Annotated in this window: 11 protein-coding genes; 10 read left to right on the top strand and 1 reads right to left on the bottom strand. The window is 67.6% G+C overall.

Features of this window, described 5'->3' with window-relative positions; all coding sequences use genetic code 11:
- Positions 1 to 6: 6 nt before the first annotated feature.
- From AC1DVZ_RS14265 to AC1DVZ_RS14225, 9 genes are all read left to right on the top strand, one after another.
- On the top strand, positions 7 to 1098 hold the full coding sequence (locus tag AC1DVZ_RS14265) for an isocitrate/isopropylmalate dehydrogenase family protein (protein ID WP_477618863.1): 1092 nt from the start codon (positions 7 to 9) through the stop codon (positions 1096 to 1098).
- Positions 1099 to 1108: 10 nt separating this feature from the next.
- Positions 1109 to 1819, top strand: coding sequence for an aspartate/glutamate racemase family protein (locus tag AC1DVZ_RS14260; protein ID WP_477618862.1), 711 nt, complete (start codon positions 1109 to 1111; stop codon positions 1817 to 1819).
- Positions 1816 to 3069 (top strand): 3-oxo-tetronate kinase, encoded by a 1254-nt coding sequence (otnK, locus tag AC1DVZ_RS14255; protein ID WP_477618861.1) that lies wholly within the window; start codon positions 1816 to 1818, stop codon positions 3067 to 3069. Before AC1DVZ_RS14260 ends, otnK begins: the two co-directional genes overlap by 4 nt.
- Positions 3066 to 3725 (top strand): 3-oxo-tetronate 4-phosphate decarboxylase, encoded by a 660-nt coding sequence (gene otnC / locus AC1DVZ_RS14250; RefSeq protein ID WP_477618860.1) that lies wholly within the window; start codon positions 3066 to 3068, stop codon positions 3723 to 3725. Before otnK ends, otnC begins: the two co-directional genes overlap by 4 nt.
- A complete protein-coding gene (locus AC1DVZ_RS14245; protein ID WP_477618859.1) occupies positions 3722 to 4786 on the top strand; it encodes an Ldh family oxidoreductase in 1065 nt (354 codons plus the stop codon). Before otnC ends, AC1DVZ_RS14245 begins: the two co-directional genes overlap by 4 nt.
- A gap of 3 nt (positions 4787 to 4789) precedes the next feature.
- Positions 4790 to 5131 (top strand): putative quinol monooxygenase, encoded by a 342-nt coding sequence (locus AC1DVZ_RS14240; RefSeq protein ID WP_477618858.1) that lies wholly within the window; start codon positions 4790 to 4792, stop codon positions 5129 to 5131.
- Complete coding sequence (acnA, locus tag AC1DVZ_RS14235) at positions 5128 to 7800, top strand: aconitate hydratase AcnA (RefSeq protein ID WP_477618857.1); 2673 nt, start codon at positions 5128 to 5130, stop codon at positions 7798 to 7800. The genes AC1DVZ_RS14240 and acnA overlap by 4 nt, the downstream gene beginning before the upstream one ends.
- Positions 7801 to 7835: 35 nt before the next feature.
- Positions 7836 to 8813 carry an amidohydrolase family protein gene (locus AC1DVZ_RS14230; protein ID WP_477618856.1) on the top strand — a complete coding sequence of 326 codons (978 nt, stop codon included), beginning with the start codon at positions 7836 to 7838 and terminating at the stop codon, positions 8811 to 8813.
- 507 nt (positions 8814 to 9320) lie between these two features.
- Complete coding sequence (locus tag AC1DVZ_RS14225; protein ID WP_477618855.1) at positions 9321 to 9671, top strand: PNPOx family protein; 351 nt, start codon at positions 9321 to 9323, stop codon at positions 9669 to 9671.
- Positions 9672 to 10002: 331 nt separating this feature from the next.
- Here the strand turns inward: AC1DVZ_RS14225 and AC1DVZ_RS14220 are convergent, their stop codons facing one another.
- On the bottom strand, positions 10003 to 10479 hold the full coding sequence (locus AC1DVZ_RS14220) for a MarR family transcriptional regulator (protein ID WP_477618854.1): 477 nt from the start codon (positions 10477 to 10479) through the stop codon (positions 10003 to 10005).
- A gap of 103 nt (positions 10480 to 10582) precedes the next feature.
- Between AC1DVZ_RS14220 and AC1DVZ_RS14215 the strand changes: the two genes are divergently transcribed.
- Entirely contained in the window at positions 10583 to 12067 is a 1485-nt protein-coding gene (locus AC1DVZ_RS14215) for an MFS transporter (RefSeq protein WP_477618853.1), read from the top strand.
- The last annotated feature ends 367 nt before the right edge of the window (positions 12068 to 12434 follow it).

Genomic DNA, 12434 nt, shown 5'->3' with positions numbered 1-12434 from the left:
CAACCCGTGACCACGACCACCACCCCCCGCCAGTACACCCTCGGTGTCCTGAACGGTGACGGCATCGGCCCCGAGATCGTCCCCGCATCCGTCCTCATCGCCGACGCCGCCATCGAAGCCGCCGGAGCCCCAGCCATCAGCTGGAAGGAGCTCCCACTCGGCTTCGGCGCGATCGAGGAGTTCGGCGAGTCCACGCCCAGGGCCACCCTGGCCGCCCTGGCCGAGACCGACGGCTGGCTCCTGGGCCCGCACGACAGCGCCGCCTACCCCGAGCCGTTCAAGTCCGAGCTCAACCCCAGCGGCACCATCCGCAAGCACTTCGACCTGTTCGCCAACGTGCGCCCGGCGAAGTCGTTCGAGGGCGCCAAGGCCGTTGTCCCCGGTACCGACCTCGTGATCATGCGGGAGAACACCGAGGGCTTCTACGCCGACCGGTCCACCTACCKCGGCACCGGTGAGTTCATGCCCACCCCGGATGTGGCCATCGCGTTGGGCATCATCACGCGGCAGGCGTGCGAGCGGATCGCCAAGGAGGCGTTCGAGCTTGCGATGCGCCGCCGCAAGAAGGTCACCATCGTGCACAAGGCGAACGTGCTCAAGATGACCACCGGCCTGTTCCGCGACGTCTGCCGCGAGGTCGCCCTGGACTATCCCGAGGTTGCCCTCGACGACTTCCACATCGACGCCATGACCGTGCACTTGGTCCGACGGGCCAACGAGTTCGACGTCCTGGTCACCGAGAACATGTTCGGCGACATCCTTTCCGACCTCGCCGGAGAGCTGGCCGGGTCACTGGGCCTCGCACCGTCGCTCAACGCTTCGCACGACCGTGCCATGGCTCAGGCCGCGCACGGCTCGGCCCCCGACATCGCGGGCCAGGACAAGGCCAACCCCATCGCGATGATCCTGTCCACGGCCATGCTCTTCGACTGGCTGGGCACCCGCAACGACGACGAGCTGATGGTCCGCGCCGCGAGGCTCATCGAGCAGGGCGTGGCGGCCACCGTCGCTGCCGGGACCGCCACCAAGGACATGGGTGGCACCGTCGGCTGCCGCGAGTTCGCCGAGGCGGTCGCAGCTTCCATCAAGCAGCTGTGAGCCGGCGGTCATGACCAGGATCAGCGGCGACCGACCGCCCACAGTGGCAGTCATCAACGCCACCCCCGCCTCGGTGGGCCCGGCCAAAGCGGCGATCGCCGCGGGCTTCCCGGAGGCGACCGTCTGGAGCCTGCTGGACGATCGCCTCGTCACTGACGCGGAGGCCGCCGGGGGGCTGACACCGCAGTTGTCGACCCGCATGGCCACGCTGATCGACTACGCCGTCAACGGCGGCGCCGATGCGGTGCTGCTCGCGTGCTCGATGTACGGCCCTGTCCTGGATAGGCAGCGTCAGACCAGTTCAGTGCCGATGCTGAGCTCCGACGAGGAGCTCTTCGCCGAGGTTGCCCGACGGGGCTTCGGGTCGGTGCTGCTGCTGGGGCCGCTGCCTCCCGCCGTGCAGGACTCGGTGGACCGGCTGCGCAAGGTGCTGGCCGGGTCCCAGAGGTCCACGAACACCGAGATCCTCGGCGAGGTAGTCGCGGGTGCACCAGCGGCCGTTGCCGAGGGTGACGTCAAGAAGCTCGAGAAGGTTCTGGCGACCGCCGCGTCACCGCACTTGAAGGACGTGGACGCCGTCATCTTGGCCAACTTCTCGCTTGCCCCTGCCCGCGCCGGGCTCGAGCGCACCCTGCGCAAGCCCGTGCTCAGCCCTCCGCTGCTGGCGGCCACCGCCCTGCGCGCTCGGGTCGTGGGCGAGGAGTCGGTGGGCCCGCGATGACGACCGGGCCCTGGCTGGGCTGCGTGGCCGACGACTACACCGGTGGTACCGATGTCGCATCGGCGCTGCGACGCAGCGGCATCAGCACTGCCCTCGTGTTCGGGGTTCCGGATCCGGACATCCCCGTCCCGGACTGCGACGCTGTTGTCGTCGCGCTCAAGACGCGGACAGCGCCCGCGGCCGAAGCAGTCCAGGCGAGTCTCGACTCCGTGCGTTGGATGAGGCAGGGGGGCGTCGACCGGTTCTACGTGAAGTACTGCTCGACATTCGACTCCACCCCCAACGGGAACATCGGACCCGTCGTCGATGCCGTCCTCGACGAGATTGGCGACGGCGAAACGGTGCTGTGTCCGGCCTCCCCAGAACACGGCCGGACGGTCTTCCAGGGGCACCTCTTCGTCAACGACAGGCTCCTGTCCGAGTCCTCCATGGCCAACCATCCCCTCACTCCGATGACAGATTCGGACCTGCGTCGTGTGCTCGCACCCCAGACACGGCACCAGGTTGGGCACCTCGGTCACGAGTACCTCGCTGACGGAGCCGGCCCAGCAGAACTGCGTCTGTTCCAGCTGCGCAGCCAAGGGGTGCGCCACATCGTGGCCGACGCCGTCGACGACGCCGACCTCCGGACGCTCGCCGCCGCGACCTCATCGTGGCGGGTCACGACCGGTGGGGCCGGTCTGGCGCGGGCAATGGCAGAGCTGCGCGCCGCTGACACCACACCCACCCTCCCGGCGAAACTCCCTCCAGGACCTGCTGTGATCGTCGCTGGTTCCTGCTCAGCCGCGACACTCGACCAGGTCCGCCGGGCGACCGAGAGGTTCCCGTCGTACCGGCTCACACCGGTGACCGGCGACACCCTTGAGTCGTTGTGGGAGGGCGTGCGCGCATGGCTTGACAGCACACCCACGGGCACGGCGTTGATGGTCTATGCCAGCGCCACCGCCGATGAACGCGCGCTGACACACCACGTGTTTGGCGAGAAGACGGGGGAAGTGCTGGAAGAGGTCCTGGCCCGGACGGCACACCACGCGGTGGCACGCGGGGTCAGGCGTGTCGTGGTCGCTGGAGGCGAGACCTCAGGTGCAGTCGTTCAGGCACTCGGGGTCCGGTCGGTCGTCGTCGCCCAAGAGGCTGACCGAGGCGTGCCCTGGTGCCTGACCAGCGACGACGAACCCACGGCGCTGCTCCTGAAGTCCGGCAACTTCGGCAGCCCCGACCTACTCACGAGAGCGGCGACCCAATCATGACCACCGAGTCCACCGTCCGCCGAGACATCGTCGACCTGGGCGCTTCCTTCTTCGAGCGTCGCCTGACCTTCGGGCGCACTGGCAACATCAGCGCCCGCGTCGGCACCCAGATGCTGCTCACCCCGACGGGTGTGTCCCTCGGCTCGCTCGACCCCGACGCCCTGTCGGTGCTCGACGCGACCACGGGCGAACACGTCGATGGGCCCCGCCCCTCCAAGGAGGCGTTCCTGCACGCGGCCATGTACCGCGCTCGCCCGGACGCGAAAGCCGTCGTCCACACCCACAGCACCTACTCGGTCGCAGTGTCCTGCCTGGCCGACGTCGACCCCGAGGACGCCCTGCCGCCGCTGACCGCCTACTACGTCATGCGCGTGGGACGACTTCCGCTGCTGACCTACCACGCCCCGGGCGACGACTCCCTGGGCGAGCTGGCCGAGGCCACCGCGCGACAGTGTCACGCCCTGCTGCTGGCGAACCACGGACCGGTGGTTGCCGGACAGGACCTGCCCGCCGCGGCTGATGCCCTGGAAGAGCTGGAGGAGACCGCTCGACTCTTCCTGCTGCTGCGCAGCGAGACCACCCGTCCGCTCACGGCAGAGCAGGCGGCGGACCTTCGTCGTCGCTTCAGCCCCTCGCCCGTGACGGGGACCTCATGAAGGACTCAACCCTGACGACGTTCCGTCCCGAGACGCTGACCGCGCTCGGTGCGGCGATCCTGAGAGCGGTCGGAGTGCCCCCGGAAGACGCGGAGTACGTGGCGCACAGCCTGGTCACGGCTGATGGATGGGGCCATCCGTCCCACGGCCTGCTCCGGCTGAGCTGGTACGTGGACCGGATCCGCTCCGGGGCGATGAGTCCGGTCACCAGTACCGAGCTCGTCGTCGATGGCGGCGCCGTCAATGTCCTCGACGGTCACGACGGCGTGGGGCAGATCGTCACCAAGACCGCCTGCGACCTCGCCGTCGCGCGTTCCACAGCCCACGGGGTGGGAGTCGTCGCCGTCCGCAACAGCAACCACTTTGGGACCGCCGGGTACTTCACGCGTGCCATGGCCGAGGCAGGCTGCGCGGCCATCCTCACGACCAACGGAAGCCCGGCCATGGCGCCTTGGGGCGGACGGGTCAAAACGGTGGGCGCCAACCCTTGGTCGGTAGCCGTCCCCGGAGGGCCGCTAGGCCCCGTCGTCCTGGACATCGCGAACACGACCGTTGCGCGCGGAAAGGTGTATGCGGCAATGGAGCGAGGCACGACCATCCCCGACGGATGGGCCATCGACGCCGATGGCGTTCCCACCGACGACCCGCAGGCAGCCATCAACGGGCTGATCCTGCCCATGGCCGGCCACAAGGGGTACGCCATCTCCTTCATGATGGATGTCCTGTCCGGCGTGCTCACCGGCAGCTCCTTCGCCACCGACATCGCCGGCCCCTACGTCCCGGACCAACGCAGCGGCTGCGGCCACCTCGTCATCGCGATTCGGATCGATGCGCTTCGGCCGTCGCCAGGCTTTCGACACGACCTCAGCCAACTGATCGACTCCACCAAGGACGTGCCCCTGGCGGCGGGGCATGACGAGATCTTCTACCCCGGCGAGATCGAGGACCGAAACCTCCGCAAGGCAAAGTCCGAAGGAATTTCCCTGCCACGCAAGACGATCGACGACCTCGATGTGCTGGCCCGCTCGTGCGGCGTCATCGCTGAGGCGCTGGAGGTCTAACCCATGCACACCGTGCTTGTCTCCCTGCAGGTTCACCCGGACAAGACGGGTGAGTTCCTCGCGGCGATCCGAATCAACGCCCGAGCAAGCCTGCGCGACGAGCCCGGATGCCTACGCTTCGACGTACACCGCTCCGTGGAGGACCCCAACCGCTTCATCCTCTACGAGATCTACCGCGACGAGGACGCCTTCCTGGAGGAGCACCGGGCGGCGCCGCACTACGCCGCGTGGCGCGAGGCAGCCGCCCGGTGCGTGGTCGAAGGTGAACATGTGAACACGTTCTGCAGTCCGGCATTTCCCGACGACATCCCGGAGGCGCCGGAGGCGAGGGAGGAGACATCGTGACGCCCAACATCCACCTCACGGGCAGCCGGTCCAATGCGCTTGGGACTGTCGCCCATCTGGAACTGGACGAGGTAACGCTGTCGTACCACCGCGTGACGGACCTGGCGCCACGCACGATGCCAGTGAGCCGGCGCATCCTTCTCGAGAACGTGCTGCGTTTCCACGACGGGTCCCAGAACGCCGACGAGCAGGTGCGGGCAGTTGTGGCCGGGGGCTCTGACACCCCGGTCGACCTGTTCGCCTCGCGGGTGTTCCTGCACGACACGAATGGCGTGCCCACTGTCGTCGATCTCGCCGCCATGCGGGATGCGATGGCCGCCCTGGGCGGAGACCCGGACAAGGTCAACCCGGTCATCGCATCCGAGCTGGTCATCGACCACTCGGTGATCGCGGATGTGTTCGGTCGTCCAGACGCGATGTCGCGCAACGTCGAGCTGGAGTACGCCCGCAACAGTGAGCGCTACCGGTTCCTACGGTGGGGGCAGCAGTCGCTGGCGAACTTCTCCGTCGTCCCGCCCGGCACCGGGATCATGCACCAGGTCAACGTCGAGTACCTGGCGCGGGTGGTCATGGTCGAGGACGGTTGGGCCTTTCCCGACGTGTGCTTGGGCACCGACTCCCACACGACGATGGTCAACGGGCTCGGCGTCCTCGGCTGGGGAATCGGGGGGATCGAGGCCGAGGCGGCCATGCTCGGGCAGTCCATGTCGTTGCGCGTGCCGGAAGTCGTCGGGGTGCGGCTGCATGGAGCGCTGCCCACAGGGACCACCGCGACCGACCTGGTCCTGACGATCACCGAGCTGCTCCGCGGACACGGGGTCATCGGCAAGCTCGTCGAGTTCTACGGAAACGGGGTCTCCGCACTGCCGGTGGCCGACCGGGTCACCATCGCCAACATGAGTCCGGAGTTCGGGTCCACCTGCGCGCTGTTCCCGATCGACGACGAGACCCTGCGGTACCTGCGGTTCACCGGGCGCCCCGAGCAGCAGGTGCGTCTCGTCGAGGTGTACGCCAAGGCCCAAGGCTTGTGGCACGACGCGGCGCGTGAGCTCGAGTTCGACGAGACCATCGATCTCGACCTGGGCACGGTGGTGCCCTCCCTGGCTGGACCGTCACGGCCTGAGGACAGGGTGCCCCTCGATGAGGCCAAGGCGCGCTTCGCCGTGGCCGTGAAGGCGACGTCAGGTCGTGAGATGACCGCGCAGGCAAGTGTGATGCTGGACGGCCAGGCCCATCAGCTGGCCGACGGTGCGGTGGCCATCGCGGCCATCACCTCCTGCACCAACACATCCAACCCTTCGGTGATGGTGGCGGCCGGGCTGCTCGCCAGGAACGCGGTGAGGGCCGGTCTGCGCAGCAAGCCTTGGGTGAAGACGACGCTGAGTCCCGGGTCGAAGGTGGTCATGGACTACTACGAGCGGGCCGGCTTGGTTCCCGACCTGGAGACCCTCGGCTTCAACCTCGCGGGTTTCGGCTGTATGACGTGCATCGGCGCGTCTGGCCCCCTCATTCCCGAGGTGTCCAACGCCATCGCCGAGAACGGCATCAACGTCGTCTCGGTGCTCTCGGGCAACCGGAACTTCGAGGGTCGGATTCAGCCAGAGGTCGCCATGAACTACCTCGCCTCACCGCCCCTGGTCGTCGCCTACGCCCTCGCCGGAACCATGGACATCGACCTGTACAACGAACCCTTGGGGCACGACCCGACGGGTGAACCTGTGTTCCTCGCCGACCTGTGGCCAGACATGACGGAGATCGAGGCGGTCATGGCCGACCACATCGACCCGGGGATGTTCACCAGCGCCTACGCCGACGTTTTCGCCGGCGACAAGCGGTGGCAAGACGTTGCGGCCGCTCGCTCCGAACGGTTCTCCTGGGATGAGGAATCGACGTACATCCGCAGACCCCCGTACCTCGACCACATGACGATCGAGCCGCACCCGACCACAGACATCGTCTCTGCGCGAGTCCTCGTCAAGCTCGGCGACATGGTCACCACGGACCACATCTCACCCGCTGGCGCCATCACTTCCACGAGCACGGCCGCCGCCCATCTCCACGAGCGCGGCGTGGAGGGCCGGGACGTGAACACCTACGCATCTCGGCGCGGCAACCATCAGGTCATGATGCGCGGCGCGTTCGCCAACGTGCGCCTGCAGAACCAGGTAGCACCCGGCACACGCGGAGGCAGGACCCTCAACTTCCTCGACCACGCGGCGGAGACGTCGGTCTACGACGCAGCCAGCGCCTACCGGGATGCGGGCGTTCCCGTGGTGGTCGTGGCCGGGCGAGACTACGGCGGCGGGTCCTCCCGGGACTGGGCCGCCAAGGGCCCGGCGCTACTCGGTGTTCGCGCGGTCATCGCCCAGTCATTCGAACGGATCCACCGCTCCAACCTGGTCGCCATGGGCATCGTGCCACTCGAGCTGGTCGACGCAGGACCGTACGACTTGGCACCCACCGGCGCCGAGGAGATCACCATCACCGGCCTTGCCGAACTCTCGCCCGACCAGGTGCAACCGGCGGTCACCATCACCAGCAACGGCAGGTCGTTCGCGGCCAAGGCAAGGCTGGACACGCCCCGCGAGGTCGACTACTTCCGCCACGGCGGCGTCATGCCCTACGTCCTGCGCGGATTGCTCGACAGGGACGTTGAAACGCTCGCCTGAACCGCAACCACCCCCTCTCCGAATCGAGTCCAACGATGCACACGATCACTCGTAGAACACTCCTCGCCGGAGCCGGCGCCTCGGCCCTTGCAGTCGCCGTCCCTGCGTCTTCTCGAGCAGCCCGGCCAGCTCCCACCCCTACGCCGTTCTCCGTCGGCACCAACCGGCCCACCTTCACGCCACCGCACGGCTCGGTCGACTGCCACATCCACATCTTCGAGCCGGAGCGGTTTCCATACCCTTCGCCAACCGCCACGCCTCCGCCACGTGCCACGGTCGACGACTACCGACTTCTCCAAGCACGCCTCGGAACGCAGAAGGCTGTCGTCGTCACCCCGTCCAACTACGCAACCGACAACCGCTGCACCCTCGATGCCATCGCCCAGATGGGCCAAGACCGAGCACGAGGCATCGCCGTGATCGGCGCAACCACCTGTGACGCAGAACTGCAGGACCTGCACAACGGTGGAATCCGAGGAATCCGCTTCAACCTCACCCGGCCCGGCGGAGCCGGCGCCGAGCTCATCCGACCCCTGGCGGCACGGGTCGCCAAGTTCGGCTGGCACGTTCAGATCCACATGACCGCAGACGGCATCCTGGAGAACCTGCACCTGCTCCAAGACCTACCCACCGACCTCGTCTTCGATCACATGGGCCGCATCCCCGGTGCCATCGGCACCAACCACCCGACATACGCGGCGATCCTCGGCCTCGTCGATCAGGGCCGCACCTGGGTCAAGGTCTCGGGCGTCTACCACGAGTCCGTCTCCGGGCCGCCGGCCTACGGGGACAGGTCGGCTGTCGGAAAGGCTTTCGTGGCCGCAGCGCCCGAACGCATTGTCTGGGGGTCGGACTGGCCGCACCCCACCGCCTCGCGGGGCGAGGTCCCCATGCCGAACGACGCCGACATGCTCAGCCTTCTGGAGGGCTGGGCCCCGAACCACGGGGTCATCCACCGCGTCCTCGTGACCAACCCCGACCAGCTCTACGGCTTCTCTACCGGCCGCAGCTGACACGCGCACATGCACACCATGCACTGGTCTGTCCTTCTCATTCCGACCTGTGCCGTGTCATGACTGGCCGAGCCGGGTAGCGCAGCTGCAATCGGCACGCTTCATCCAGAAGCCGCTAGGGATGCGTGCTTAGAAGGGGGACGGGAGGGCGGTCGCCGTATAGCGGCGGTGTGGCGGCGATTAACGCGTCTGATAGTCCGACTGTGCCCGAAGGTCTCCGACCGGCGTCGACCGTTCGCGGGGAAATCGCGGCAAATTTCGGCGGCGAGCCGAGAAGCAGCAGGTGAGTGGACGGCATACGTCGGTCTGTAAATCCATCGCGAAAGCTTCGAAGGTTCGAATCCTTCACCTGCCACCACGTGTACCAGAGGGCCTGTAACCAGCGGAAACGCTGGTCACAGGCCCTCTTTCGCACCCAGCCTCCGCCGTGTGCTTACGGTCGCTGCCGCGGCGTGGCCATGCGAGACCACTGCATCGCCCACATGGACATGAAGTTTGGAGCAGGGCATGAAGTTGCCCCCCGAAGAGGCACGGTCACGACTGGGCTCACGGATGCACGGCGTGCTCTGCACCCTTCACCCCGAGCGTGGACCCGACCCGCAGCCCGTCCTGTACGCCGCAAGCGACGACGGGTATGTGGGCCTGCCCGTGGACCGGGTCAAACCCAAAGCCTCCTCTCAGCTTCAACGCGAGAAGAACCTTGCCCTTGACCCCCGCGCCGCGCTGCTGGTCGAGCACTGGGACCCCGACGACTGGTCGCGCCTTTGGTGGGTTCGAGCCACTCTGGAGTACGTGCCAGTTCCGCCGTCCGCCCTCACGAAGGAGCTCGCCGAGAGGTTCGGAATAGCCCTGGGCTGACGGGCGATGCGGGAGGCCGAACCACACGCGAAGTGGCGCCGTCGAATGTGACCGGGACGCCGTTCTAGACAGTTTGTCCGCGCGAGACCAGGGGCCCACTGTGGTCGTTCGTACCAGACCGTATCTCTCGAGGCACTTTGCGCCGTTGCCGCGTTGGTGGTTGTGGGATGCCGTCGTCTGGTTGAGGTGTCAGGCACGTCCTGGTGGCCATTCTCCCTGCGTGGGCGAGCTGCTCGTCGTCTCCGGGCAAGGTTTTCGCGTAACGCGTTGGCCCGGAAGCTGTCCGCGGTCCATCGCGGGTGATGTTAGTGCGGTGTCTTGTAAACGAGGATCAGCTTCGCCGGTCCGCGGTCATTCCGTCTCTGACTCGGGCCAGGACTTCGATGGCTGCGTCGAGGTGGCGGGTGTCGTTGCCAGCGGCCGAGGCTAGTGCGGCGGCCCACTCGTTGCGGGCCAGCTCGTAGTGTCCGCGCCCGCGTTCGCTCAGCTGCACGGTGACCACGCGCCGGTCCTCGATGTTCGTGCTGCGTTCGATGAGGTCCTTGTGCTCGAGCCCGCGGAGCACGGTGGAGACGTTCGTACGTTGCAGTCCGACGGCAGCGGCGATGCTGGTGGGGGTCGCGGCTTCGCCCCCTTGGAGGTGGCGCATCACCATGCCCTCGGACGGCGAGAGGTGCAGGACGCTTTCGTCGAGGTAGGGACGGATCTGGATCTCTCGGGCGACGACCAGTGCGAGGTCGCTGAGCTCGGCCCAACGGGGATCGACTCGACGTGCCCCGCTGGGGCCTCGTCCACCTCTGGCAACCACCCCGCCAGCCTAACTGCTTCGCTTGACATACGTATGAGAAGAGCGTAGTTATGAACATATAGTGATTATGAAAGCATTAACACTCTGCGAAATGGGCGGTGTCATGGCCGAAGTCGTTGTCCAACCCGGCGTTGCAGGAACCCGCCAAGGCTCGCCGCGCGAGGTGGCCCGGGCCGGAGGCCTCCACCCCTTTGGCGTGTTCATCCTCCTGGCTGGTGCCTTCCTGCCGATCGCGGACTTCTTCATCGTCAACGTGGCGCTGCCCAGCATCGGCAGGTCGTTGCAGGCGACCCCGGGTGCACTCGAGCTGGTGGTCGCTGCCTACGGCTTGGCCTACGCAGCATTGCTGGTCCTTGGCGGGCGGCTTGGCGACCGCATCGGGCGGCATCGCCTCTTCCAGATCGGCGCTGCCGGATTCGTGCTCGCGTCGGCCGCCTGCGGGTTCGCCCCGAACATCTGGGTCCTGGTCGCGGCGCGGCTGGGGCAGGGCGCGGCGGCGGCCGCGCTGGTCCCGCAGGTCCTGGCGACCTTTCACGCTGTCCTGGAGGGGGAACGCAAGACTCGCGCCCTAGCGCTCTACGGGGCGACGTCCGGCATCGCCGCAGTCGTCGGACAGCTCGCCGGCGGGGTGCTGGTGACCGCGGACATCGCCGGGTCCTCGTGGCGACCGATCTTCCTGATCAACGTGCCCCTCGGGGTCGCGGTGTACTTCATCGCCAAGCGCGTGGTCCCAGCCACCCGGTCGGCGCACGCGAGCAGCGTCGACCTACCCGGCACCCTGCTGTTCGGCGGGACCCTTGTCGCCCTGTTACTGCCGCTGAGCCTTGGCCACACGCTCGGCTGGCCGACCTGGACCTGGGCGCTGCTCGGCTTGGCGGTCGTGCTGGGCGCGCTCACAGTCAGAGTCGAACAGCGCAGCGAGCGCGCGGGACTCACTCCGCTACTGCCGCCGTCCGTGCTCAGGCTGCCGTCCATGGCCCGTGGCCTGGCGATGATCCTGCCGTTCAGCGTGGGCTTCGGTTCCTTCATGTTCGTCTTCGCACTCACCGTGCAGGACGGGCTGCACGCGGACGCACTGGTCGGCGGGCTGTCGATCCTGCCGATGGCGGCACTGTTCCTCCTCGGCTCGCTAGTCAGCGCGAAGATCATCAACCGGTACGGCCGCGCCGCCATCGCCGCCGGCTCCGCAACCCAGGCCCTCGGGTTGGCCCTCGTCGCCACAGTCATGGTCGTCACCTGGCCGCACGTCGCCCTGATAGCGCTCGCCGGGCCACTGGCGTTGATCGGCGCCGGCCAGTCGCTGCTGTTCGCCGGTCTGTTCCGCGTCGTGCTGACCGACGTCCCGGCGCACCACGGCGGCATCGGAGGCGGCGTCCTGATCACCCTCCAGCAGTCAGGGCTCGCGTTGGGCGTGGCCACCCTCGGCACCATCTACCTCGCCCTCGAGCCGCACGGCATCCCGACCGCCTTCGCGACCACGGTCGGCATCCAGTTCCTGATCGCTTTGTTGCTCACCGTGAGCACCCGCTTCCTGCCCAGGTTCACCAGTGGCGCACGCAGCAACGAGCCGGTCGTAGTCGATGCCTGACCGATCGCACCACGCACCAAGGAGGCGGCGATCGCGGGGCCTCACCCAGCATCCATGTCGCTCGAGGCCCCAACCACGTCCTCGCCGGCGACCAAGCCAAGGGGGGCCGGCTGAAGGTCCGGATGTGGTCGAAGGACGACGTCTGGCGTCGAGCGTTTTGTGGCGAAATCGCGCGAAGTTCGCCGCCGAGCTCGTATTCCGCTGGTGAGCGGGCGGCATACCTCGGTCGGTAAATCCATAGCGAAAGCTTCGAAGGTTCGAATCCTTCACCTGCCACAACGTGCACAGAGGGCGCCTGACCCGCGGAAACGCAAGTCTGGCGCCCTCCGCTTGTAGCGGGAAGGGTCTTCTGGCGCGGAAGCTCTCT

The sequence above is a fragment of the Pedococcus sp. P2_E5 genome (assembly GCF_056403895.1).
Note: the sequence above shows the minus strand (reverse complement) of the source record. Positions and strands in the feature narration are given on the sequence as shown.